This window comes from Thermosynechococcus sp. Uc (assembly GCF_029335995.1).
Classification (GTDB): Bacteria; Cyanobacteriota; Cyanobacteriia; order Thermosynechococcales; family Thermosynechococcaceae; genus Thermosynechococcus.
On sequence record NZ_JARJMS020000041.1, the window covers coordinates 21,511 to 46,188 of the forward strand.

A 24,678-nucleotide genomic window follows, 5' to 3' on the forward strand; every position below is an offset into this window, starting at 1 on the left:
TCTTTAGCTGTCAAAACCTCCAAGTTCTGTTGAGGAGTGTCCCTATGAAATACTGGCAGAAACTCGGCCTGAGCCTACTGACTTTAGCTTATTTAGGAGCAATTGCCCCTCGGCCTGCCCAAGCCAATATGTTTACACAAACAGAGGTGGATCAAAGCCGCTATGTAGTAATGGCCATGCCCCTTGCCCGCGGTGGGTATCGCTTACTGGTGGTCGAGCAGATCAAGGATACTCGTCCCTGCTGGAGTGAATCGGGCAGTAACCCCGTGGTGATCGATCCACTGTTGACGACGTTTGACTTCACGGGCATTTGTGGTCGTGCCACCGATAGCAATGGCTACTCGATTCGGGTGGCTCAACAAGATTTAGGGTTGCAGTACAATCTGCGCATTGAAAGAGGAGATGGCGAGTTACTCCTTGTCGGCAGCAGCAATCGCGGTGGCCAGCGGATGATTATTGGTCGTACCCATGGCCTGCAGGAGGGACAGTTTCTCAAGTTCCATCTGGAACCCACATGGCGGTTAACGCGGCGCACCTATGAAGGAAACGTGCTTGGCCATGTGTATTTCAGCAATGACTCTTGGGAGGCGGCAACAGGAGGTACACTTAGCCCTACTCCTGCACCAGTCCTGCCCGTCAGTACAGAAGCCAGCCCACTCCCGAAACCGCAAAGCTAAACTTAGCGCTGCTTCATTGCCCGCTCCATTTCCCGTTTGTCTTGCCGCTGCTTGAGGTCTTGGCGTTTGTCGTGGAGTTTCTTGCCGCGAGCCAGCCCTAAGGAGACCTTGACTCGACCATTTTTGAGGTAAAGCTTAAGGGGCACAAGGGTCAGTCCCTTTTGTTCCACTTTGCCCACTAGCTTGCGGATTTCTTGCTTGTGAAGAAGGAGCTTGCGATCGCGTAGGGGGTCATGGTTATAGGATTGGTGGCTACTCTCGTGGGGCGAAATGTGGACATTCATCAACCACGCTTCACCATTGCGGATGCGGGCAAAGCCATCCCGTAAATTGACCTTGCCAGCGCGAATAGACTTGACCTCAGTGCCGAGCAGCACAAGACCACATTCATAGGTGTCCAGAATTTCGTATTGAAAGCGCGCTTGGCGATTTTCACTTAGAATTTTGACGCTATCACCCATGTGAGACTCGCAAGGGTATTGCCAATATACCGTAGTTTAGGGGAGGGAAAACTTTCATCATATCACTGCCCTCCCATCTCCTTACTGAATGGTTATGACGCCATGCCCAAGCTGCAGCAGTTAGAGTTTTTGCAAGGTCTGCCCCTGATTGCCGTGGTGCGTACAGCTGATCCTGCTGAAGCAATCGCCCGCGCTCAGGTTTACATTGAAGCAGGGTTTTCCTGCCTAGAGGTGGCTTGGACAATTCCCGATGCAGCTTTGGTGTTGCGGCAACTCCGCCAAGCATATCCCAACTGCACTCTTGGTGCGGCCAGCTTAAGCAACCCACAAATGGTTGAATCGGCAGTTGCCGCCGGCGCACAGTTTCTAGTGACTCCCCACACAGCTACGGAGCTGATTCCCATTGCCCAGCGGGCAAACCTGCCCTTGATTTTGGGCGCCTTGACGCCAACGGAAATTCTCCACGCTTGGCAAGCCAAGGCAGTGGCGGTCAAGGTATTTCCAATTATGGCGGTGGGGGGTGCAAGCTACCTGCGGGCATTGCGACCCCTGTGTGCTGAGATTCCCTTAATCCCCTGCGGAGGTATCGGCTGGGAGGATGTGGTGCCCCTCTGGAGAGCGGGGGCGATCGCCATTGGTATGGGCAGTCAACTCAGCAGCGATGTAACTCTGCTCAAGCAGCAGGTGGCTCAGGCTCGTCAAGCGTATCAGGGGTTGGGGTGAGGGTGCGTACCCGCTCAGCATGGAAGCGTTTGCGCCGCCACCGTTTGCCTAAGTTTAGGCCAATAGTTTTGTGGAAATCCTCTTGAACCTTTGCCGTCAGGCGGTAGGAGACTTGGCGGACAATTTGCGCCAACACACGGTTGCCCGTTCCTTGGACTAGTCTATGGGGCAGGCGGTAGATAAACCGTGGGAAGTACATTGCCACCCGCAAATCCAGTTCCCAATTGACCCTAGTGTAGTCCATCACATTCAGTACCAGCAGGTCGCTATCGGTTTCAGGGGTGGCTCGCATCGGTACTAAGGCCATGGCCGCTTGAAAATTGACCTCATAGTTCAAAAATGGCTGCTCTGGCACAGGAATCGTTTCAATGCGATAGACTCCCTGCTCTTGGGGCAGCAAGTGTAGGCCAATTTTGGGTTCTACTTCATAGCCATGGGAACCGTAGCGACCAATGGTGAGAATGTAGCCATGCTTACCCACCGGTTCTACTTTCATGGGATGGGCGCAGCGATGAAACCATTCTTGGTGATTGTTGAGGTAAGTTTCGTAGCGTTGCACTGGTGCATAAACTTCCATCCACCCTTGGAACTGGTTGTGAAAAACGAAGGGGGGCAACTTCGTCCCCTCTGGGAAATCCGTCATGGCGTGAAACTGGCATTGAGTGATATTCATCCTGACATACAGCTAGGGGCAATCGCCACTGGGGGGAACCTTAAAGAAGTGGTTCTTGTCTAAGGGCTGGTTTACATTTCGTTAGATTATTTTAGTATCTGAGGGTGGTGCTGCAATGGATAGCGATCGCTCGACAACGCCTTGAATCTCCTTCAACCTTTGATGAAGGCTTCACCAATGTCCACCGTCACTCCTTGGCTCGCCGTTGAATATTTAGACACACCATGGCTGTTTTGGCCATTGTGCTTGATGGGGGTTCTCAGCAGTGTCGTTTTGCGCTGGGGCAAGGTGCAGCAGTTGTGGGCGCGGGTCATAGTGGTGGGCAGTTTAATGGCCTTGATGCTTCACTATCTGCTGTGGCGATCGCTAGCCACCCTCAATCTGCGCACCCCCCTGGAGGCGGCTTTCAGTTTACTCCTGCTGGGCATTGAAAGTTTTATGATGGCGGGCTATGGCTTGCAACTGTACCTACTTTTGCACATCAAAAATCGTCGTCCTCAAGCCGATGCCGCTGCCTTTGCGGTCAAAAGTGGCCACTATCAACCTTGGGTGGATATTTTTATTCCCACCTACAATGAACCCCTGACCATTTTGCAACGCACGATTGTCGGCTGCCAAGCCCTTGACTATCCTCACAAACGTATTTATGTTCTTGACGATACCCGTCGCCCTGCCCTACGGGAATTGGCCTTGGCATTAGGCTGTGAGTACCTCAGCCGTCCAGACAATCGCCACGCCAAAGCAGGTAACCTCAACCATGCCCTTGCCCATACTCAGGGTGAACTGATTGCGATTTTTGATGCTGATTTTGTTCCCACGCGCAACTTTCTCACCCGCACTGTGGGTTTTTTTCAAAGGGCTGATATTGGCCTTGTCCAAACCTACCAGAGCTTTTACAACCCGGATCCTATTGCTCGCAACCTTGGCCTCGAGGAGCACCTGCCCCAAGAGGTGGAGATCTTCTCCCGTCATTATCAAGTCCTGCGGGATGGCATTGAAACAGCACTGTGCTACGGCAGTTCCTTTGTGGTGCGGCGGTCGGCCCTAGAGGCCATTGGCGGCTTTGTCACCGAATCTCTCAGTGAGGACTACTACACAGGAATTCAATTGGCGGCAGCAGGTCATCGGCTAATTTACCTCAACGAAAGTCTCAGTGCGGGGCTGTGTGCGGAGGAAATCACGGCGCATATTCGTCAACGGCAACGCTGGGCACGGGGCACCCTCCAAGGATTATTCATTGCAGCAAGTCCACTGCGGGTGCCCAATCTCAGTTGGCTTCAGCGCCTTGCCCACTTGGAGGGAATCACGCAGTGGTTCCACAGTCCCCTGCGTTTGCTGTTGCTGCTTTTGCCCCTAGTTGCTGCTTTTGGGGGGGTGGTACCCCTTGAAACCAGCCTGCGGCAGTGGCTCTACTATTTTGTGCCCTATTATTGGCTCCTAGTGGGTACGTTCCGCTGGCTCAATGGCCAAAGTCGCTCTGCCTTTGTGTCGGATATCTATGCGGTGATTCAGTGTGTGCCCTTGACCTTAACGGTGATTGACACGTTATTGCGTCCCTTTGGTCAGGGCTTCTGGGTGACCCCTAAGGGGAGTTATCGCGATCGCTACCGAGTTCAGTGGCATCTCGCTGTCCCTCTTTTGCTACTGTTTGTGCTTTCCGCTGCCGCCGCTGTCTTGAATTGGCAGGCATTACACACCAAGGGGCTGCTCCTGGCATGGATCTGGAATCTCTACAATTTAATTGTTCTCGCCCTTGCGCTTTATAGCCTCATTGATCGCCCCCGCCCCGATCCCTATGATTGGCTCAATGTGCAGCAAACGGTTGAACTCCATCTTGCTTGGGATAAAGCCACTGCCCTTTGGGGCAAAACCATTCGCCTTTCTGAAGGAGGGGCGATTGTTCATCTGCACCAACCCCTCCCCCCCTCTGCGATGGGTGTCTCCCTTACCTGTCGGCTGTTGGAGGCAGGCATTGACCTCAGCGGCCAAATTGTTGATATGCCCAATCAAACGACCCTAAAGATTTATTTCGATCCCCTGACCTGCGCTCAATATCGCCAATTGGTCGCCTTACTTTTTTGTGAACCCAACCGCTGGCAATGGCAGAAAGCGCCCAGTGAATTGCAAACTCTATGGTTGCTCCTGCGCACTCTTATTTCGCCTCCTTTAAGTCGCCACTGGATGCGGATTCTGCCCTCTAATCCGGCGAAAGCGTGGTCTCGCCCTTATCGCTATTCCGATCAAACATGAAGAATGACTCAGTGCAATGGAGCGATGGCTAAGATTCCAATATGATTAAATAGTTATAGTTATCGCGATGAACAGCGAGGCAATGAGCGGTTCTGATTTGCAACTCCCCCCTCTCACAGAAACCACATTGTGGCAAATTCTCAATGATGAATTGGATGATGCGACGGTAAATCAGCTTCTGTGGCACTGCTTGGGTTATCGCTATAACACCGATACTCAAACTTGGCAGAGCGATCGCGTGCCCCCAGAATGGCAGCAAGACTATCCCCAACCGCCGGACTTCATTGGTAGCCGCCCCGCCATTGTCAAACTGACACGCTCGATTCCTCCTGCCCACAAACAACTGCTCAAGGAACAGCTGGGCTTTCCTGGCTATGAAATCAAGGAACTGACCCCCCGCCGTACCCGCCGTGCCACTGCTGTCAACTGGCTGCTGAGCTACATGGCCACTCAAGCAGAAGCTGCCGTGAAATAACCTTCGGCAACCTCGATTGCCACTTGACGGATGGCTTGATAAACGGTGGCTAATTCCCCGTCGGTAACGCAGTAGGGGGGCAAAATATACACCGTATTCCCCAAAGGCCGCAGCAGAACCCCAAGCTCAATAAAGCGGCGCCGCAGTTGGGGCACAAGCTCACTAAAGTAGGAGGCTTCAGTTTCTAATTCCATGGCCGCAATTGTGCCACAGGTACGAAATTGCTTGAGATTGTTGAGATCGGCAAGATACTGCTGTTGACACTGCCAATGGCGTGTTTCTAAACTTTGGTAGCGCTCTGGCTCTGAGAGCAACAACTGGAACGAAGCCACACTTACTGCACAGGCCAAAGGGTTGCCTGTGTAGGAATGACTATGGTAAAAGGCTCGCGTTGGGTCGTCATCATAAAAGGCTTGGTAAATTTCCTCCGTTGCCAAGGTTACTGCAATGGGCAAGCAGCCTCCCGATAAGCCTTTGGACAAACACAGCAGATCTGGTTGCGTTCCTGCTTTCTCACAGGCAAAAAGGGCACCGGTACGACCAAACCCCGTCATCACCTCGTCATAGACCACTAATACTCCGTAGGCCTTGGCAATCTCAGAAATTGCCTGCAAAAACGTGGGACGGCACATGCGCATCCCCGCAGCTCCCTGCACCAAGGGTTCAATAAAGAGGGCAGCGTAGGTTTCTGGGGCCGCTTTGAGGGTGTCCTCCAGTTGAGCGATCGCCTGTGCCTCCTTGGTTTCTACCTCTGGATCCCCTGGATAGGTTGCTGGGTAGGGCAAAAGGGTTAGGGGAGGAAGCAGGGGCTGGAAGGGTTGCCACCACGGGGAACTTTGACCCACAGTCATTGCGCCTAGGGTATCGCCATGGTAACCGCCGACAAAGCCAATAAAGCGCGATCGCTGGGGTTGATCTCGCCGCTGCCAATACTGGTAAGCCATCTTCAGGGCTACTTCGACTGCTGTGGAGCCATTGTCGGAAAAAAAGACCCGTTGTAACCCCGCTGGGCTGTGGGCACACAACAGTTGGGCAAGCTGCTCTGCCGGCTCATGGGTAAAGCCGGCAAAAATGACGTGCTCAAGGGTTTGTGCCTGCTTGTAAAGGGCTTGCGCCAGCAGAGGATGGCTATGGCCGTGGAGGGTGACCCACCAACTGGAAATAGCATCAATAATCTGCCGACCATCGCTGAGTTCAAGACGGGCACCCTGGGCACCCACCACCTTTAGCGGTGGATCCGCCGTTTTCATTTGTGTAAAGGGTTGCCAAATGGGGGAGTCAGTCATGGTTGGGAGGGGGATCTAAGCGAGCAGCTAGGGTGGTAAAAATCTCCTCAGGAATGGGACAGCGGAGCGATCGCGCCAAGCGTTTTTTTTGTTTGGCCACTTTGAGACATTCAGCTGTACGACATAAGTAGGCCGATCGCCCCATTCCTCGATCCAACTGCACCCGTTGATCAGGCCAGCACCGGACGACGCGCCAAAATTCTGAGCGCTCAGCCAATCGGCCACAGGACACACAGCGGCGTTGGGGGAGAGTCATGACATCCCTAACTGGCGACCTGTTCTTCAAGGGCGGCCATGGCCAAGCGATCCTCCTCTTCGTAGTTGTATTGGGAGCTGTCGCGCACCTCAATTTTCCAGCCCGTTAGGCGAGTTGCCAAGCGCACATTTTGACCTTCTTTACCAATGGCTTGGGAGACCTTATCCGGTGCTACAAGAACATGGGCAATACGCGCTTCGGGGTTAATTAGCCGCACCTCTTCCACCGGTGCCGGACTGAGGGAATTGGCAATGTAGGTGGCGGGATCCGGCGACCAGCGAATGACATCTATTTTTTCGCCCCGCAGTTCATTCACCACCGCTTGAATGCGAGATCCCCGTGCCCCAATACAAGCACCTACAGGATCGACATCCCGCTCTAATGTATCCACAGCAATTTTGGTGCGGGGGCCGACTTTGGGAGTGGGGGGATTGGCTTCACGGGCAATGGCAACAATCCGCACCACCTCATCTTCAATTTCGGGCACTTCATTCGCAAAGAGATAGACCACCAGGCCGGCATCGGCACGGGAAACCTCCAATTGGGGTCCCCGTTGCGGCCCCTCTTTGACGCGCTTGAGATACACCTTGAATGTGGAGTTGGCGCGGTAGTTATCGTTGGGCAGTTGTTCCCGTTTTGGCAGTTCGGCCTCCACTTCTGGCTGGCTGGCGTCACTGCGCACAGCCATAATCACCGATCGCCGCTCAAAGCGCAGGACACGCCCCACAAGTACTGTCCCTTCGAGGTCTTTAAATTCCTCTTGGACAAGGCGACGCTGTTGATCTCGCAGTTTCTGCGCCAGCACTTGCTTGGTTTGCATGGCGGCCATACGGCCAAATTCCTGATGATCAGGGGTCACATCCAACAACACCGTATCGCCGACACGGGCATCCCGAACCACCTCAATCACATCGGCCAGGGCAATCTCCCGATCGGGGTTCTCCACTGTTTCCGTAATTGTTTTGGTGGCCAAAATGCGGAAGCCCTCTTGCTCGGTGTCGAGTTCCACTTCAAAGTTGGCAAAGTGATCTTCCTCAAAGTGGCCATGATGGGGACGCAGACTGCGGCGATAGCGTTCGTATCCCTTGAGTAGTGCTTCTTTGAGGGCTTGATGCACTGCGTGTTTAGGTAAGTTTCGCTCTTGGCTGATTTCATTGATCATGGCCCGTAGGCCAGGTAAGCGATAGATGGTCATTGTTGGTTACAACCTCAATTGACTGAATGAAATTCATTGGAGCTAGAGTTCGCTACTGGGGGTGTACAGTTGGACACTGGCAATGAGGGAGCGGGGAATCGCCAGCGATCGCCCCCGTTGATTGAGATAGACATTCTCCTCGTCGCGGCGAATCAGGGTCCCCTCCCAAAGGGTTTTGCCCCGATGGGGTGCAGTGGTGGTGACGCGCACCGGAAACCCGCGAAAGGCATCAAAGTCGCGATCGCTACTCAAGTAATCCGATAGACCCGGACTTGACACCTCAAGAACGTAGGCAAACTCCAATTCCGGCAGCCCATCCAAGGCCATCTCCAGTGCCCGACTCAGTCGTTCACAATCCTCTAGGCTGGTGTCATTCTCAGGATGGCGCACCTCCACCCGCAAAATGGGTGGCGATTGATGGGTTAGCCACTGCACGCTAACTAAATTGAGGTGTTCTTGATTGGCAACCTGCTGCGCCAGAGTTTGCACGACCGGCAAAAGCATTTGTATCTGCATAATAAAAAAGGCGGGACATTGCCCACCACACCCAAACAATCTCCACAAATGACACTCCTGCCTCTCTAAAGGAAGGAGGATTCTGAACCTTTCAGCGTTGAAGGTTCATGGGTGCTGTCACTACACCGCTGTTGATAAAGATTAGTATAACAGCCAACTGCCGGCGATCGCCACCTCGGTTTTCCTAGCGATCGCTAAAATCCCCATTCGTCAGTCCATCGCTGTTGTAGTCTTCTTCCTCCCGCTCCAAATCCTCCAGTACGGGACTCAGGAGCACAGCCATCTCAGCCTCATGGTGGGTCAGCCACTGTCCTGGGGTGCGGAACCAACGCGGCGGGTTAATGTAGCGAGCATAGTACCACGGGGGAGCAGTGGGCTGGCTAATTTCTGCCTGGACACGAATTTTCTCACCCGCATAGTAGGCATCTTCGGGTTCCACTTCTAACCACACTTTTTGGCCAATGATTTCTTGGGGGAGCAGCATAATGGCACTTCCTCGGGGAACCTCACCATACAGCCCTTTTCTAAGGGATAGGGGACACACAAGAGAGAATGCTGACCCTGTTTGGGTGCTGAGCGCGCGCATCCTTTTGCCGAGGGCTGTACCTTCATTTTAGTCAGTTGCTGTTTATCTGGGGAAATGTTGCATTTATTCACCATCACCCACAGCCAAGGAGGGATAAGGCTGCTGCCGTTTTGGATCTTCCAGCTTTAGGGAAATCATCCCCGCGCAGAGAACGAAAACCATCGAAATCCACAGACAGCCGACAATGCCCCAAATTTGATAGATAAGACCAGAGAGCACAGTTCCCGCCAGTCGCCCTCCAGAATTGGCCATGTAGTAAAAGCCAACATTCAAGGCTACTTTTTCATCATCGGTGTAGGCCAGCACCAAGTAGGAGTGGACTGCCGAATTCATGGCAAAAATCAAACCAAAAAGGAGCAAACCGCCAATAATCACGGCATTGGGGTTCCAATCACTCATCAAGCCCAAGGCAATGACGGCCGGGACAATCGTCAGTGTAAATGTCCAAAATTGGATAGTGGCTGCTTGGGGAGGCCGACCGCGATTGAGGTATTTCAACAAAACCGGTGCCGCAGACTGCACACCGCCATAGCCAATGACCCACAAAGCGAGAAAGCCCCCCACTTCATAAAATGACCAGTTGAGAACACTTTGGAGATAGACCGGCAGGCCTACCACAAACCAGACATCCCGCGCCCCAAAGAGGAAAAAGCGGGCAGCGGAAAGGATATTGATCTCCTTGCTCTTGGAAAAGAGTTGACGAAACTTGATTTTCTTTTTGATCTGCCCCATCCCCCGTGGCAGCAAAAAACCGGTAAACATGATCAGAATGAGGGCGATCGCCATGATCCACAGGGAGGCGGTAAAGCCCGCTAATGTCAACAGCACACTGCCCACAAAGAAGCCGACCCCCTTGAGGGCGTTTTTAGACCCCGTAAGAATCGCCACCCACTTAAAGAGGCGCGACTCCGCCTCTTGGGGCACTACCAAGCGAATGGCACTCTTGGAACTCATTTTGGTTAGGTCTTTGGCCACCCCCGACATTGCCTGTGCCGCCATTACATAGGGCACCGCAAACCACAACGGCCAGTCTTGGGTGAGGGGGGTCAGCATGAGCAGCGAGATCACCTGCAGGCCAATGCCGGCGTAAAGGGTGACATTCAGCCCTAAACGGGAACCAATCCAGCCACCGAGAAAGTTGGTAACAATGCCAAAAATTTCATAGAAGAGAAACAGGAAGGCAATTTGCAGCGGTGTGTAGCCAATCTGGTTAAAATACAGCAGCACTAACATCCGCAGCGCGCCATCGGTAATCGTGAACCCCCAGTAGGCGAGGGTAACAATCATGTAGTTACGGACACTGGTGGACACAGCCATAGCAGACTCCCTAGGACAAAGTTATGGCAACGTAGCGAGCTAATTCGGCCATGCGATTGCTGTATCCCCATTCGTTGTCATACCAGGCAAGGATTTTTACCTGCGTTTCATCCACCACCATGGTGGAGAGGGCATCGACAATACTGGAACGGGGGTCGTTGCAGTAGTCAACAGAGACAAGGGGACGCTCCTCATAGCCTAGAATTCCCTTGAGTTCCCCAGCTGCAGCTGCCTTGAGAGCTGCATTTACTTCTGCCACGCTCGTGGGGTGACTAACTTCAAAAACACAGTCTGTAAGCGATGCATTCAACAGGGGCACCCGCACCGCCAAGCCGTTGAGTTTTCCTTGAAGTTCCGGATAAATCAACCCAATGGCAGTGGCCGAGCCGGTTGTCGTCGGTACAAGGGACATAAGGCTAGAGCGGGCACGGCGCAAGTCTTTGTGGGGGGCATCAACGACGGTTTGCGTATTCGTAACATTGTGAATGGTGGTGATCAAACCATGGCGAATGCCAAAGGTTTCGTGAATAACTTTAACAACAGGGGCAAGGCAGTTTGTCGTACAGGAGGCAGCTGTGAGCAAGTGGTGTTCTTGCGGATTGTAGAGGTGATCATTTACCCCCATGACAATGTTGAGGGCTTGCTCTTTCACAGGGGCAGCCACAATGACTTTTTTCACCCCTGCTGTAAAGTAGGCAGCCAGTTGTTCTGGCGTACGGAATTTACCCGAGCATTCCAAAACAATCTCTACTCCCCGCTCTTGCCAAGGCACCTCTGCAGGGGTTTTGGCTTCAGAAAAAGTGAGAATCCGCTCGTTGATGGCGATCGCCCCCTCTTTGGCTTGGATGGTTTGGGGCCAACGGCCATGGACTGAGTCAAACTCTAGTAGATGAGCAGCCGCCGCTACTCCCCCCTTAATCTCGTTGATGTGGCGAAAGTCCAGCTCAGGCCAACCCCAAGCAGCCCGCAAAACTAAGCGACCAATACGACCAAAGCCATTGATGCCAATGCCGACGCCCATCGTTGCTGCTCCAGCAGTACACCCTTACCCTATTTCAAGACATCTTGAACTGTCAATCTGCAACAATTCTCAAAGGGTGCCCCTAGACGTGGGGACAGGGGGTTTGGGTTGGTTCATGCATTGGCACTCGGCCAAGTAACGGCATTTTTACTCTGTTGCCATTGGCGAGAGTTATCGGCGAGAAGCACCTCGACCCAGTAGCGATCGCTAGCACCAACTAGCCAAGCTGTGAGCCGGATGGCAAACCACGCATTCCCTTCACCAACCCGGTGGGTAGGACGCCCAAACCTGCAGATTAAAGGACTGACCGTTGGCGGCATGAGAAGATCAAAGACTTTGGCAACGATGGCCTGCTGCTGCGCTGGCGATCGCCTTTGCTTTAGTTGCCAAGTAACCGCAACAAAGCCAACGTAATCGAATCGTTGTGCCTGAAGCCAATGTCCTTGGCGAGCGCCTGAATGAGGTGGGCTAACCACCATTGCTCTAGCCAATTCAAGGACTTAGGCAGCATTGTCAAGATACTCTAACACCTCCAGAGCAGCACGGCGAACAATTGGATCGGTTTCCTCTCTTAAGAGGAGATACAGTGCTTCCTGCACCTGACGGCGATCAGCGCCCTGAGAGACACGAGCGAGTTGGCGAATGGCCACCAGCCGATGGAGGGGTTGAGGATGGGTGAGGTCAGTGAAATACTGGGAGACCTGTTGGCTCTGATGCTGCTGTTGCAGTTGTCCCACCGTGGTTCCCAGAAGAGCAATGACACCCACTAGCAGGAGGCCAAGGAGGACAAGAGCCACCACCAACCACGGATCTGCCGTGTGCTGCCCCACATGGAGAAGGGTATAGGTGCCCAAACAGGCCAGCGCCCCCCCCGCCACCGTAAAGGCAAAGGGGTGATATAGCCACTGCTGAACCTGCCGGCGCAGATCTTGCCACAGCGTTAAAAGTCGGCGTTGCCAGCGGCTGAGGAGAAAAATCGTACCCACCCCACTGAGAGTAGCAATCATCAGGGGGCCATCGGTTTGCCACAGAAGAAGGCCTATCCCTAGGCCAGCGATGACAAGTACAAGGCGTTCAGAAAGGAACCTCACAACAGAGGACTGCCAGCGGCGCCGGGGCGATCGCCTTTGGCGCAGCGGAGTTGAATGCTGTTGAGGTTGTGGCAATGACCATTTCGCCCAAGAGGTAACCATAGGGTGGGTGTGCTGCCAATTGCTGTCTTATTTTACCCTAATTCTAGGGTGCAGCCCCTCTAGACTAATTGGATTATCCTCTCCAGCGCAAAATGACGACTTCTTCTCGCAATTGCTCCTTTGTGCCGGTGGCAAAGCGGGTTCGGAACAGATCCGTGCGCACAAATTCATAGCCCAATGATTGGGCAATCTCGGCCAACAATTGCCCCGTGCGGATCATCACCCGCAGGTAGGACGCTTGATCCCCCACAACATAGGCCAGTTGGGCATCGGGGCGCAAAACCGAGCGCAGAGCCGCCAAGTGACGGGCCATCCCCCCAAAGTAAAGTTTGGTCACCCTGCCATAGAGTTTCTCAAAGCCGGAGGTCTTGCCCAGTTCAATTCTGCGGCGTTCAATCCTATTGGCAATGGCCTGGATTTCAGGATAATCTTGAATCCATCGATCATCATCATCGGCTTTATACACATTGCGAGTGTTAGAACGGATCAACACCTTCTTAAAGGCTTGTAAATCGGCCTTGGTTTTGATGAAACCCAGTATCACCGACTCTAAACGGGTTATTCTCGTGTAGTCCTTTTCATTGGGGTAAGGGGGTGATGTAATTACCGCATCCACAGACTGCGGGGGCAGAACTTTGTCAATCCCTCTGGCATCTGCCAGATAGGCGCGAGTAGGAGCAAAGCTTTGACCTTTTACCCGCCGCAAATTCTCGGCCATTTCGTTGATCTTGGCAATCCAAGTGCCGATTATCGCTGCATCCACTGTGGATTTTCCTACCCCAACTTCAGGTCCAAACCGGAGATTGCTTGCCGTAAAAACAAGTACGTTGGCGATCGCCAACAATTGATGCCGATAGACTTTTTCTATCTTGTATTTCTCCAAACACTCAAGGAGTACCAATACCTTATGCAAGGGAATCGGACTAATTGACCCCGAAAGGATGAGTTTATTTTGCTCAGGAGAGAGTTGGTGCAAGGGGAGGTCGGCAATATTCCCCGCAAAAGGAACCGAGTCCTCTATTCCTTGCTGCCGCAGGAGGTCAAGGGCAAGTTCTGCGACTTCGCGGGAGTGACTGTAGAGTAAGTCAGGATCAACGTCCCAATCGATCTTTACCGATGTGGCAAAATGGGCGAAGGGATTGGCTTCTATTCCCCATGAGGGAATCCCCCAGAGCTTCGACTCAACAAGAGTTGTACCTGTACCACAAAAGGGGTCAAGGATCACCTGCTTTTCATTCAAGCGGAAGTTTTCTATGTAATCTCGCACAAGATGGGGCGGGTAAGACAGCACAAACCGATACCAGTCGTGAAAGGCGCGGTCTTGCTCATCTATTTTGTTGAGATTGCTGTTGTCTTTGGTTACTTTGCTATCTTGGCAATTTTTAAGCAACTTAGCTCCTGTGACTATTTGCTCCTCATTTTCCAAGTGTATGAAAGATTGACTGTTTTAGGCGGGAGTTCACTTTGTTGACTGAAGGAACCGCAATGAAGAAAACCTTTAGCCCTCTTCGCGATATTCTTCATCCGCCTAGAGTCGTTCATGGGAGACGCTGAATTTCAGCACGGAAGCCATTGACCTCCATAAAAGCGCGCATTTGACTGGCATTGGTCTCGTTTTGGAAACTGCCCACTTGCAGAGCACGGCGCTGGCCGAGGGTAATGGGTATCACGTCGGGGACGAGCGATCGCAGGCGTTCTTGGTTGGCCAGATCATCCTCTCGCAAATCAAGTACAATTACCCGAAATCGCGTTCTGGGGGCAACGGGTGCCGGTGTTCCTCCCTCTGCTTCAGAAACCTGCGGGGGCGGTGGCAGTTGGTTCATGGCTGGGTTATTGCCCACAAATCCCATTGGAATCGGTGTCCGCGGGACCGGCAATCGTTCGCGGGAGTTGTCAAGCCGCTGAGGCGGCGGGCTAGGAATTGGCGCGGTACTCACCTCTGGCGGTGGTACAGGGATGGGAATTGGTTCTGCCGCCAATGCGGGCGTCCCCCAACCCATTAGGATCAAACATAGGTGACTCAACCACGGCTGGCAGTGAATGCTGAAACGGCTCATCAGGGACTTCATTGCTCTATCAACAATGCCGATGAACGATAAACAAGACTATGTTGATTTTTTTCTGTGGAGATCGGACGTCCTATGCAAAATTTAGCTCCCGGCTCTGAGGGGCAACGCATCCGGCGCATTCTTGATGCCAACCTTGACCGTGCCCGCGAAGGTCTGCGGGTGATTGAGGAATGGTGCCGCTTTGGCCGCGAAGATGCTGCCCTGAGTGCCGAATGTAAAGATTTGCGCCAAACCCTCAGCCGCTACCATACCCCAGAGTTGCGGGGGGCACGACAAACGGATCAGGATCCGGGGACGGCCTTGAGTCATCCGCAGGAGCGCGATCGCCAGACCCTCAGCGAGGTGCTCACCGCTAATTTTGCCCGCGTCCAGGAAGCGCTACGGGTAATTGAGGAATACGCTAAATTAACCAATACTGAGCTGAGTGAAACCGCCAAGGCGCTGCGCTATCGCGTTTATATTCTGGAGCAAGCTCTGATGCTCAGCCCGCGCCATGCTCGGCTGCAGCAATTGCAGCAGGCAAAACTTTATCTTGTTACTTCTCCTAGCGATCGCCTGTTGGAAATCGTTGAAGCAGCCCTCAAGGGGGGATTGCCCCTTGTGCAGTATCGGGACAAGACCAGCGATGATGCCACTCGCTTGACGATGGCTCGCCAATTACAGGCGCTCTGCCAGCGTTATGGTGCGCTGTTTTTAGTCAACGATCGCGTGGATATTGCCGTTGGTGCCAATGCCGATGGGGTACACCTCGGACAGACAGATATTCCCATGGAACTTGCTCGGCAAATTTTAGGGCGCGATCGCCTTGTGGGACGCTCGACCACCAATCCCCAAGAACTGGAGCGGGCACTTGCCGAAGGCGCCGACTACGTCGGTGTAGGGCCAATTTTTGCCACCCCCACCAAGCCCACTAAGGCCGCTGTTGGCTTTGACTATCTCCAGTACGCCCGCAAACACGCGCCGCTGCCCCAGTTTGCCATTGGGGGAATTGACCTGAGTAACATTGATGACGTTATTCAAGCAGGCGCGACTCAGGTGGCTGTTGTCCGCGCCATTATGGAAGCGGCTGACCCAGAAGCCACCACACGCGAGTTCCTACGACGCTTATCTCAAAGGGAGCAATCATGACTTCGGCGGCTGAAATTACCGCTGCTGTGCGGCAACTGTACAATACCTATCCCTTTCCCCCAGAACCCCTGCTTGATGAACCGCCACCGGGGTACAACTGGCGCTGGTCTTGGCCGGCGGCCTATAGCTTTTGTACAGGACGCTATCCCTCCCAATTGGACGTGGCCATCCTCGATGCCGGCTGCGGCACCGGTGTGGGGACAGAATACTTAGCCCACTTGAATCCGCAGGCAAAGATTACTGCCTTAGATGTCAGTGAGGCTGCTTTGGAAATTGCCCAAGAACGCTGTCGGCGCTCCGCTGCCACCAATGTGCAATTTCACCACCTAAGTTTAGAGGATGTAGCTCAATTGGGGCAGACGTTTCAGATGATTAACTGTGTCGGCGTACTGCACCACTTAGCGGATCCGCAGCGGGGGATTCAAGCTCTGGCCAATGTTCTTGCCCCCGGCGGTATTTTTCATATCTTTGTCTATGGGGAACGCGGCCGCTGGGAGATTAAGCTGATGCAGCAGGCCATTGCCCTCCTTTTGGGGCGCGATCGCCACAACTATCGCGAGGGGGTGGCCATTGGCCGGCAACTCTTTGCCGCATTGCCCGAGAATAATCGTCTGAAAAAGCGAGAGCAGGAACGCTGGAGCTTTGACAATCAGCGCGATGAATGCTTTGCCGATATGTATGTGCACCCCCAAGAAATCGACTACACAATCGCCAGTCTCTTTGAGCTGATTGCTGCCTCTGGTCTGGAGTTTATCGGCTTTTCCAATCCCCAAGTCTGGCGGTTGGAGCGATTGTTGGGCACTCAGCCGGAACTGTTGCAGCGGGCACAGCAATTAACCCCAATTCAGCAATATCAACTCATTGAATGCCTTGACCCTGAGGCAATGACTCACTTTGAGTTCTTCTTGGCCAAGCCGCCACTTCCCCGTCATGATTGGTCCGACGATGCCGGACTATTGGCTGCCCTGCCGTGGCGCCATCCCTGCTTGGAGGGTTGGCCGGGGGCCTGCGTCTTTAACTGCCACTATGAAGTAATTCACCTTACGCCTGCTGAGCAGCAATTCCTAACTGCTGCTATTGGGGACAGAACGGTTGCTGAGTTGCTCGCTGAGCAGCCCGACTTTTCTGTTGAGGGGGTGCGATCGCTCCTTAAGCGGGACTTACTTCTTTTGGGAGTAAAAGAATGAAAAGAATGACCGATCTTCTGGAGACGGTTTCTACAAGTGGTGCGGTTTACGATTGCAGCCATTGGGGACGCCTACGCCTTACGGGGCGCGATCGCCTGAGGTTTTTGCACAATCAAAGCTCCAATAATTGCCTTATCCTCCAACCCGGCCAAGGGGCAGACACCGTTTTCCTGACTGCGACCGCCCGCACCCTTGATCTTGCCACTCTCTTGGTTCATCAGGAGTGGGTGGATCTACTGGTATCACCACAGCGCCGCGAGTTTCTCCGCCGATGGTTCGATAAGTACATCTTCTGGGGCGATGATGTGCAAGTGAGCGATCGCACTGCCGAGAGTTACTGCTACCGAGTTTTTGGGGATGTTGCCAAAAAGATGAGTCACCAGTTCAATCTAGGAGCATTTGCCAATCCCTACGATCATGTCACTGTTACTCACGAAGGTGCTCCCCTAACCCTTGCTGCCACCAGTGGCCTCGCCATTCCCGGTTGCACGCTTTGGAGCGATCGCCCCCTTGCCGATTTACTCGCTCCCTATCCCCAACTTACTGATGCCGACTGGGAGCACTTGCGCATTTGTCAGGGTCGCCCCGCTGCCGATGCCGAACTCACAGAAGAGTACAACCCCCTCGAAGCTCGGCTGGGGCACACGATTTCTTTTAATAAGGGCTGCTATATTGGCCAAGAAACAATTGCCCGCCTCAACACTTACCAAGGGGTCAAACAACACCTTTGGGGACTAGAATTAAGTGCCGCGGTGACATCCCCCACCCCCCTACTCTTAGAGGGTGAAAAAGTGGGTCTCCTCACTAGTTGCACTGCCCTAGATAGGGGTGCCTTTGGTCTGGGCTATGTGCGCACAAAAGTAGGGGGTGCGGGATTGACGTTGCATACCCCGCAGGGCATCCTTGTCCGAGTGGTGGAGGTGCCATTCTTAAGAAGTGTTGCCTGAGTGTTGCCTGAAAATACTCTCATCAGAGAATGCTATAATCCAATCGGTTTGTGCAGACCTTGACTGAGCAAAGGAAGGAAGCCCATGGCAACGGCACAGGTGTTGGCGTTCCTGCAAAAGACCGATGCCAAACTGCGGGACGAATTGGAAAACCTTCTGGGGGTAGGCGATGGCAACACTTAGTGGGGCTGCTGAACTGGATGCTGAAGAACTAGCAGCACTGCGGGGAGAAATGGCACCGAAAGTGGTGGACTTTGCCAGTCAGCATGGTTTTGAATTTTCCATTGAGGAACTAGTGCAGGTGATAGACTCCTTTGCTCAACATCAGGCGGGGGACATCGGTGATGATAAATTTTCAGAAATTCTAGGCGTTCCTGTCAATAGGGAGCACGCTGAACACAAAAAACAGATAGCTAACCCACTCCAGCGTCTTGCTCGCTATCTCAGCAAAACCTATTTAGGTATCGATCCGGATGAGGAGAGCGAATAAGGCGCAACAACTCTCAGCAAAGCTGCGTCCAGCACGTCGGAAAATCCGTCTGTGGTCTCAATGGCTTCTCCCTGGGCTACTGGTCAAACGATGGCTGCTCATCAGTGCGGTGGGTGTCTTGCTAGCCAGCCTTGGCTTTGCCATTAGCATTAACCTCACCCCAATTTTCTACTTTTTGCAATTTCTAGAGCAGTTTCTCCAGACTGTGGCTCGTTTTGTACCGAGTTATATCAGCGGCCCTTTGCTATTCTTTGGGGGCTTAGCACTCATTGCTTGGGGGTATGCCCGTACTCTGGGTTCGATTACAGAAGTCCTCCTGCCAGAGGATGATAAGGCACTGGTGGAGCGCCTCCTCACCCATCGGCGCTTGGGGCGAGGACCGAAAATTGTTGCCATTGGTGGCGGGACAGGGCTGTCAACACTTCTACGGGGGCTGAAGCTCTATAGTTCCAATATTACTGCCATTGTGACAATGGCCGATGATGGCGGCTCCTCCGGACGACTGCGGCGGGAAATTGGGGTGCTGCCACCGGGGGATATTCGCAACTGCTTGGCAGCTTTGGCAGATGAGGAGAAAATCGTCACTGAACTTTTTCAATACCGCTTTGAAGCGGGAGAAGGCTTGGCGGGGCACAGCTTTGGCAACTTATTTCTGACAGCCATGGCGAATATCACAGGCGATCTGGAGCAGGCGATCGCCGCCAGTTCAGCGGTCTTGGCCATTCGCGGTCAGGTTTTGCCGGCAACCCTTACGGATATGACCCTGTGGGCACGCCTTGCCGATGGTCGCTTGATTCATGGGGAATCAAACATTACGGCCGCCCGCGGCAAAATTGTGGAAATTGGCTGTTCTCCCCCTGCCCCCAAGGCTTTGCCACGAGCCATTCAAGCCCTGCGCAACGCCGACTACATTATCCTTGGCCCGGGCAGCCTCTACACCAGTATCATTCCCAATCTCTTGGTGCCTGAAATTGCCCAAGCCCTAGCGGAGCGCCAATGCCCCTGTGTCTATATCTGCAACATTATGACGCAGCCGGGGGAGACTGAGGGCTATACCGTCAGTGATCATGTGCGCGCTCTAGATGCAGTGACCGGCGATCGCCTGTTTGATGCCGTGCTGGTTCAAAAATATCCCCCCAGTGCCGCTCACCTTGAACGCTATGCGCAGCAGGGCAGTGCGCCTGTGGTCATTGATCGCGAGGAACTTGCCCGCCAAAACTGCCGCCTGATCCTAGCCGATGTGATGGATGAATCCACACCCACAGTGCGCCATGATTCGCAAAAGTTAGCGGCAATTCTCATGCGTTGGTATGAGCGGGTGCGATCGCTTTAGTGCCTTGTGCCCTGTGAAGGCGATCCTTAATAATAATAGAACCGTTGCACTTGGGTCAGTGGCCTGCCATGTCCTTGGAACTTTTGCGATCGCTTGTGTGGATGGACTACCGCCTTGCAGTACTCTTTACAGTGGTCACTCCCTTGATCCTGCTACTGTGGTCAACGGCTAGAAACGTGCCGGCCATTACTCAACTGCTGATTATCTACTGGCGGGTGTCCAGCCTCTTGGCGATTACGGTGTATTTGATGATGCCCCAGTGGCCAGTAGCCTATGTTACAGGATTCATGGCTTTGGTACTGATTCCCATTAGCCTCTGGTTTTGGGTCGATCTCAATGAAGAAATTAGCGATCGCCAAGATTTGATTGGTCAAGTCTTTAGGAGTTGGCGTTGGGCAATCACACTCTACTGTGTCCTTGCTGCCCTGGGTCAGACTTTTTACCTACACTGTGCGTTTGTTGCTGGTGCCGTTCAGACCCCCAGTTGTCAAGCTTGGCTAGAGCCACCCCTGATGTTCAAGGAGATTTTCCACCCCCAAGCCCGCGCCGGTACCCTTGGCTTCTTTGCGGCGGTTGCCCTCGTGATTTACATGCTCTATTTGAGCTACTTTGTGTTTGTGCGCTTACCCAAGCAGGGACGCTCGGCCACGGGCTTATAGGAACTCTCTATGAGTCTGCAACGCATCCTAGAACCGGAGGTCATGGAGACGGCAGAAACGGCTGCTGCCTATGACGCCATGGATTTTACTGCCGTCAATATCGCCTTCTGTGAAGATCTGGCCGCCGTTTTACCCAATGTTGAGCAACCCCTCCAGGTTTTGGACGTGGGGACGGGCACAGGGCGGATTCTGCAAGTGTTGCATCAACGCTATCCCCATTGGCAACTGACGGGAATTGATCTCAGTCCTGCCATGCTGGCGATCGCGCGGCACCACAGTCCAGAATTGTCCTTCCTTGAGGGGGATGCCAAAGCCTTGCCCTTTGCCACAGCAAGTTTTGATGTGGTCATCAGCAATAGCCTCATCCATCACTTGGAAAACCCTCAACCTGCCTTGGCGGAAATGCTGCGGGTACTGCGTCCCCAAGGAACCCTCTTTATCCGTGATCTCTGTCGCCCAAATACAGGGGCTGACCTAAAAGCCCTCGTTGACCAGTATGCTGGTCAAGACACGCCTGAACAGCAGCAACTGTTTGCCGATTCCCTCCATGAGGCGCTAACTTTGACGGAAATGAGCAATCTTGTGAGAAGACTGCCGCAGTTGCCGCAGCAGTGGCAAGTGACGCTTACCTCCGATCGCCATTGGACCATGGTGGCTCAACGCTAATGAACCGGCGGCATTACTTTATTGCTTTGTTGCCCAATAGCGAAATTCAGGATCGGGTGACCCGTCTCAAGCAGTATTGTTGCGATCGCTACCAGAGCCAAGCGGCACTGCGCTCTCCCCCCCATGTCACCCTCTATCCCCCCTTTTGGTGGCCAGATGCAGTGGTAGGAGATCTTGAGCAAGCCCTAGAAGCCTTTTCCCATCAAGCCGCTCCAGTGGAATTGATCCTTGATGGCTTTGCCGCCTTTCCTCCCCGAGTCATTTATATTCACGTGGTACCGACTCCAGCGCTCAAGACTCTACAAGCGGATCTAGTCAAAGCGGTAGCGCAACCCCTGAACCTCCCTCCCACACAACGGCACCCCTTTACCCCCCACATGACAATTGCCTTTCGTGATTTAACCAAGGAAAACTTTCACCACGCTTGGGCAGACTTTCAAGAACAATCCTTTGCTGCCCGCTGTTGGGTATCTCACCTCACCCTGCTGATCCACAATGGCCGACGCTGGCAGATCTATCGTGAATTTTTGTTAAGAAATCTGGCCCATACTTCCCCTTGAAATCAATTTGTGACAAGCCAATGACTTGATTTTTGCTAACTGCGGAATTATGATGCAAAGAACACTTTTCTCTCAAACTTCCTAAAATCAGAAGTACAGCCCTTTTTACAAGGATGGCACACGCTCAAATCGTGAAAGCTGCTACAGGAGAGAATTGCCTTTCCTTTATCTATCCGATATTAAAGAAAAGGGCTGCAAGACAGGATTGGAGTCTTGGTAGCGATAAATACTTAGTGACTTTCACGGGCAATAGGAGGCCAGAGGAAAGTACTGACATTAACGGGGGGTACTTGTGTTTCCTATCGTTTGGAGCAACAGAGTTACATCCAAATCCCCTAATGATCTGAAGCGCTTTTGGGGGCAGTAGTCCATTGCTGAGGATAAGGTTATGAAACTAGAAGATATTTACACCTTTTTCCGCCAGCCACCGCCGGTTTACCTGAGCAAGGAAGTTGCCGTGTGCTATGTGCTCTATACCCTTATGGAAAAGGGGGACTCCTATGGCACAGCGCTGATCCAAGCTATTGAAAACGAGTATCCCCTGTATCGCCTTTCCGATACAGTTCTTTACAGTGCCCTCAAATTCCTAGAGGATGAGGGGATTATTGATGGTTACTGGAAAAAAGTAGAAGGTCGCGGTCGGCCTCGGCGAATGTACCACATTGTTAGTGAGAAGGAGCAACAGGCGCGGGAACTTTCGGAACTTTGGCTGCGCTATTTACAGGAACATCCCCACCGTCAGGAGTAGTCTAAGAATCGAGTTGACGTAGGCGATCGCGCACAGCTTGGATATCCTGCCACGTTAACCACTTAGGGCTGCCCGGCTCCCGTGAGTTATTGCGCAACAAATACGCCGGATGAAAAATGGGCATACACCACCGTCCCTGCCATTCAATCCACTGGCCACGAATTTTAGTAATTCCGCGATGATCTTTCAGTAAGCCAGACACAGCCGTTGCCCCCGCCAGCAGAATAATGCGGGGATTCACTAGGCGAATCTGCTCCAGTAAATAGGGCAAACAGGCTGCTGCTTCCACTGGTGTTGGGACGCGGTTGCCGGGGGGACGGCACTTCACAATGTTGCAAATATAGGCATCCCGTTCACTATCCAAATTGACTGAAGCAAGGATTTTATCGAGGAGTTGCCCCGCCTTGCCCACAAAGGGGCGGCCAGTTTCGTCCTCCGACTGGCCGGGGCCTTCACCAATAATCATCAGCTTGGCGGCAGGATTGCCACGGCTAATCACTACATGGGTACGGCTGGTTGCTAGGCCACAACGTTGACACTGCTGACAATGCGCCGCTAGGGCTTCCAAGTCACGGTAGGTACCGGCGGGGATGGGCACCTCCGCCCGCAGCGGAATCTGATTGTAGGTGGCAGCATCAAGGGGCGTTGTTGGCGCCGGTTGTGCCTCTGTGGGGGAGTCAAATAAGCTAAATTGCAGCGGCTCACTCATGGGGATTGTCACTTTCTGAGAACAATGTTAAAGAAACTTCACGAAATTTAGGAAAAACTTAGGACAAATAGCACTAATTTTATGGCGATCGCCAGAACCTTAATTTATCTCACAAAAGTATTTTACAAATTAATAACTACGGCGAAACAGGTTTCCCACCGCATTGTATAAGAAATACCTGAAGGGTTTAACAACACGGCTGTTGTTTCCCAGACCCCTTTGGGAAACAACCCATCAGGGATCGTTAGACCTTTCCGGCACGCCCAAAAGCGTTGCGCGTTCCTTAAAAACACCAAGGATCAGCTTGGTCGCTCTTAGGTTGCTTGGCACAGCCTTTAGGGAGTTGCTGATCAGCCCCCTAAGAATCCTGCATTATCTCTGTGGGCAGGAATGTCAAGAAGGTCTCACTTCTTTAACAACCTTTAAGGAGAATTGATCCATGCTAGATGCATTTGCCAAAGTTGTCGCTCAGGCCGATGCCCGCGGTGAATTCCTCACCAACGCCCAGTTCGATGCCCTGTCCAACTTGGTGAAAGAAGGCAATAAGCGTCTGGATGCCGTTAACCGCATCACCAGCAATGCCTCCACGATTGTTGCCAACGCTGCTCGTGCCCTCTTTGCAGAGCAACCCCAACTGATCCAACCCGGTGGGAATGCTTACACCAACCGTCGCATGGCTGCTTGCTTGCGCGACATGGAAATCATCTTGCGCTACGTGACCTATGCCATTTTGGCGGGTGACTCCAGCGTGCTCGATGATCGCTGCTTGAACGGTCTGCGCGAAACCTACCAAGCCCTCGGTACGCCCGGTTCCTCTGTGGCGGTGGCCATTCAAAAAATGAAAGATGCCGCAATCGCGATCGCCAATGATCCCAATGGCATCACCCCTGGCGATTGCAGCGCCCTGATGTCTGAAATTGCTGGCTACTTTGATCGTGCCGCTGCCGCTGTTGCCTAGGGCACCCTTGACGTTCTCTAACTTTGACCGTTCTGAACACGCATATTTTTTAGGGAGATATTTTATCCATGAAAACGCCGATTACTGAAGCCATTGCCGCCGCCGATACCCAAGGTCGTTTCCTGAGCAACACTGAACTGCAAGCGGTTGATGGTCGCTTCAAGCGCGCTGTGGCCAGCATGGAAGCTGCTCGCGCTCTGACCAACAATGCTCAGAGCCTGATTGACGGCGCAGCTCAAGCGGTGTACCAAAAATTCCCCTACACCACCACCATGCAAGGTCCTCAGTATGCCTCGACCCCCGAAGGCAAAGCCAAGTGCGCCCGTGACATTAGCTACTACCTGCGGATAATAACCTACTGCCTCGTTGCGGGTGGCACCGGTCCTATGGATGAGTACCTCATTGCTGGCTTGTCTGAAATCAACAGCACGTTTGATCTTTCCCCAAGCTGGTATGTGGAAGCTCTGAAATACATCAAAGCCAATCATGGCTTGACGGGTCAAGCTGCGGTGGAAGCCAACGCTTACATCGACTACGCCATTAACGCCCTCAGCTAATAGGCGTTTCCTTTTGTTGCCCGGTGAGGTAAGCAGAT

29 protein-coding genes are annotated in these 24,678 nt (G+C 53.1%); 15 read left to right on the forward strand and 14 right to left on the reverse strand.

Going from position 1 to position 24,678, the window contains the following annotated elements; all coding sequences use genetic code 11:
* The first annotated feature begins 44 nt into the window (after positions 1–44).
* Complete coding sequence (locus P3X23_RS04675; protein ID WP_300873618.1) at positions 45–677, forward strand: DUF3747 domain-containing protein; 633 nt, start codon at positions 45–47, stop codon at positions 675–677.
* A 2-nt stretch (positions 678–679) separates the two neighbouring features.
* On the opposite strand, the gene smpB is transcribed toward P3X23_RS04675, so the two are convergent.
* Positions 680–1,138: an SsrA-binding protein SmpB gene (gene smpB, locus P3X23_RS04680; RefSeq protein ID WP_300873620.1), complete on the reverse strand. Its 459-nt coding sequence runs from the start codon at positions 1,136–1,138 to the stop codon at positions 680–682.
* 102 nt (positions 1,139–1,240) lie between these two features.
* Between smpB and P3X23_RS04685 the strand changes: the two genes are divergently transcribed.
* Positions 1,241–1,861 (forward strand): keto-deoxy-phosphogluconate aldolase, encoded by a 621-nt coding sequence (locus tag P3X23_RS04685; RefSeq protein ID WP_300873622.1) that lies wholly within the window; start codon positions 1,241–1,243, stop codon positions 1,859–1,861.
* Here P3X23_RS04685 and P3X23_RS04690 read toward each other — a convergent pair.
* Positions 1,812–2,534, reverse strand: coding sequence for a DUF1997 domain-containing protein (locus tag P3X23_RS04690; protein WP_300873624.1), 723 nt, complete (start codon positions 2,532–2,534; stop codon positions 1,812–1,814). The genes P3X23_RS04685 and P3X23_RS04690 overlap by 50 nt on opposite strands.
* A gap of 177 nt (positions 2,535–2,711) precedes the next feature.
* Here P3X23_RS04690 and P3X23_RS04695 point away from each other — a divergent pair, with 177 nt between their 5' ends.
* On the forward strand, positions 2,712–4,784 hold the full coding sequence (locus P3X23_RS04695) for a glycosyltransferase (RefSeq protein ID WP_300873625.1): 2,073 nt from the start codon (positions 2,712–2,714) through the stop codon (positions 4,782–4,784).
* 82 nt (positions 4,785–4,866) lie between these two features.
* On the forward strand, positions 4,867–5,259 hold the full coding sequence (locus P3X23_RS04700) for a DUF1823 family protein (RefSeq protein ID WP_300873627.1): 393 nt from the start codon (positions 4,867–4,869) through the stop codon (positions 5,257–5,259).
* Here P3X23_RS04700 and bioA read toward each other — a convergent pair.
* The 11 genes from bioA to P3X23_RS04755 all read right to left on the reverse strand — a co-directional run bounded on the left by bioA (position 5,235) and on the right by P3X23_RS04755 (position 14,686).
* Complete coding sequence (bioA, locus tag P3X23_RS04705; RefSeq protein WP_300873629.1) at positions 5,235–6,545, reverse strand: adenosylmethionine--8-amino-7-oxononanoate transaminase; 1,311 nt, start codon at positions 6,543–6,545, stop codon at positions 5,235–5,237. The genes P3X23_RS04700 and bioA overlap by 25 nt on opposite strands.
* On the reverse strand, positions 6,538–6,801 hold the full coding sequence (locus P3X23_RS04710; protein ID WP_300873631.1) for a YlxR family protein: 264 nt from the start codon (positions 6,799–6,801) through the stop codon (positions 6,538–6,540). The genes bioA and P3X23_RS04710 overlap by 8 nt, the downstream gene beginning before the upstream one ends.
* 7 nt (positions 6,802–6,808) lie before the next feature.
* Positions 6,809–7,996 (reverse strand): transcription termination factor NusA, encoded by a 1,188-nt coding sequence (gene nusA, locus P3X23_RS04715; protein WP_300873633.1) that lies wholly within the window; start codon positions 7,994–7,996, stop codon positions 6,809–6,811.
* Between the two features lie 42 nt (positions 7,997–8,038).
* Positions 8,039–8,500, reverse strand: a complete 462-nt coding sequence (gene rimP / locus P3X23_RS04720; RefSeq protein ID WP_300873635.1) for a ribosome maturation factor RimP — start codon at positions 8,498–8,500, stop codon at positions 8,039–8,041.
* Between the two features lie 196 nt (positions 8,501–8,696).
* Entirely contained in the window at positions 8,697–8,996 is a 300-nt protein-coding gene (locus tag P3X23_RS04725; protein ID WP_300873637.1) for a hypothetical protein, read from the reverse strand.
* A 165-nt stretch (positions 8,997–9,161) separates the two neighbouring features.
* Positions 9,162–10,415, reverse strand: coding sequence for an organoarsenical effux MFS transporter ArsJ (gene arsJ, locus P3X23_RS04730; protein ID WP_300873639.1), 1,254 nt, complete (start codon positions 10,413–10,415; stop codon positions 9,162–9,164).
* Between the two features lie 10 nt (positions 10,416–10,425).
* Positions 10,426–11,436, reverse strand: a complete 1,011-nt coding sequence (locus P3X23_RS04735) for an ArsJ-associated glyceraldehyde-3-phosphate dehydrogenase (RefSeq protein ID WP_300873641.1) — start codon at positions 11,434–11,436, stop codon at positions 10,426–10,428.
* A gap of 113 nt (positions 11,437–11,549) precedes the next feature.
* Entirely contained in the window at positions 11,550–11,915 is a 366-nt protein-coding gene (locus P3X23_RS04740; protein WP_300873643.1) for a hypothetical protein, read from the reverse strand.
* 21 nt (positions 11,916–11,936) lie between these two features.
* A complete protein-coding gene (locus tag P3X23_RS04745) occupies positions 11,937–12,629 on the reverse strand; it encodes a hypothetical protein (RefSeq protein WP_300873645.1) in 693 nt (230 codons plus the stop codon).
* Between the two features lie 73 nt (positions 12,630–12,702).
* Positions 12,703–14,019, reverse strand: a complete 1,317-nt coding sequence (locus P3X23_RS04750) for a DNA methyltransferase (protein WP_300873647.1) — start codon at positions 14,017–14,019, stop codon at positions 12,703–12,705.
* Positions 14,020–14,167: 148 nt separating this feature from the next.
* Complete coding sequence (locus P3X23_RS04755; protein ID WP_300873649.1) at positions 14,168–14,686, reverse strand: hypothetical protein; 519 nt, start codon at positions 14,684–14,686, stop codon at positions 14,168–14,170.
* An 84-nt stretch (positions 14,687–14,770) separates the two neighbouring features.
* On the opposite strand from P3X23_RS04755, the gene P3X23_RS04760 reads away from it, so the two are divergent.
* From P3X23_RS04760 to P3X23_RS04800, 9 genes are all read left to right on the forward strand, one after another.
* Positions 14,771–15,826: a thiamine phosphate synthase gene (locus P3X23_RS04760; protein ID WP_300873650.1), complete on the forward strand. Its 1,056-nt coding sequence runs from the start codon at positions 14,771–14,773 to the stop codon at positions 15,824–15,826.
* Entirely contained in the window at positions 15,823–17,013 is a 1,191-nt protein-coding gene (locus P3X23_RS04765; protein WP_300873651.1) for a bifunctional 2-polyprenyl-6-hydroxyphenol methylase/3-demethylubiquinol 3-O-methyltransferase UbiG, read from the forward strand. The genes P3X23_RS04760 and P3X23_RS04765 overlap by 4 nt, the downstream gene beginning before the upstream one ends.
* A gap of 5 nt (positions 17,014–17,018) precedes the next feature.
* Entirely contained in the window at positions 17,019–17,960 is a 942-nt protein-coding gene (locus P3X23_RS04770; RefSeq protein ID WP_300873652.1) for a folate-binding protein, read from the forward strand.
* Between the two features lie 169 nt (positions 17,961–18,129).
* The gene (locus P3X23_RS04775; protein ID WP_300873653.1) at positions 18,130–18,450 is read left to right on the forward strand and encodes a hypothetical protein; all 321 of its coding nucleotides are present in this window, start codon (positions 18,130–18,132) and stop codon (positions 18,448–18,450) included.
* Positions 18,434–19,783, forward strand: a complete 1,350-nt coding sequence (gene yvcK / locus P3X23_RS04780) for a uridine diphosphate-N-acetylglucosamine-binding protein YvcK (RefSeq protein ID WP_367186515.1) — start codon at positions 18,434–18,436, stop codon at positions 19,781–19,783. The genes P3X23_RS04775 and yvcK overlap by 17 nt, the downstream gene beginning before the upstream one ends.
* Before the next feature lie 68 nt (positions 19,784–19,851).
* Entirely contained in the window at positions 19,852–20,442 is a 591-nt protein-coding gene (locus P3X23_RS04785) for a DUF3177 family protein (protein WP_300873654.1), read from the forward strand.
* A 9-nt stretch (positions 20,443–20,451) separates the two neighbouring features.
* Positions 20,452–21,108 carry a class I SAM-dependent methyltransferase gene (locus P3X23_RS04790; protein ID WP_300873655.1) on the forward strand — a complete coding sequence of 219 codons (657 nt, stop codon included), beginning with the start codon at positions 20,452–20,454 and terminating at the stop codon, positions 21,106–21,108.
* Positions 21,108–21,668: a 2'-5' RNA ligase family protein gene (locus P3X23_RS04795; RefSeq protein WP_300873657.1), complete on the forward strand. Its 561-nt coding sequence runs from the start codon at positions 21,108–21,110 to the stop codon at positions 21,666–21,668. Before P3X23_RS04790 ends, P3X23_RS04795 begins: the two co-directional genes overlap by 1 nt.
* A 388-nt stretch (positions 21,669–22,056) precedes the next feature.
* Complete coding sequence (locus P3X23_RS04800) at positions 22,057–22,416, forward strand: PadR family transcriptional regulator (protein ID WP_300873659.1); 360 nt, start codon at positions 22,057–22,059, stop codon at positions 22,414–22,416.
* Position 22,417: 1 nt separating this feature from the next.
* On the opposite strand, the gene P3X23_RS04805 is transcribed toward P3X23_RS04800, so the two are convergent.
* On the reverse strand, positions 22,418–23,125 hold the full coding sequence (locus P3X23_RS04805; RefSeq protein ID WP_300873661.1) for a uracil-DNA glycosylase: 708 nt from the start codon (positions 23,123–23,125) through the stop codon (positions 22,418–22,420).
* Positions 23,126–23,564: 439 nt separating this feature from the next.
* On the opposite strand from P3X23_RS04805, the gene P3X23_RS04810 reads away from it, so the two are divergent.
* Entirely contained in the window at positions 23,565–24,083 is a 519-nt protein-coding gene (locus P3X23_RS04810; protein ID WP_011057792.1) for a phycocyanin subunit beta, read from the forward strand.
* 68 nt (positions 24,084–24,151) lie between these two features.
* On the forward strand, positions 24,152–24,640 hold the full coding sequence (gene cpcA, locus P3X23_RS04815) for a phycocyanin subunit alpha (RefSeq protein WP_300873663.1): 489 nt from the start codon (positions 24,152–24,154) through the stop codon (positions 24,638–24,640).
* Positions 24,641–24,678: the final 38 nt, after the last annotated feature.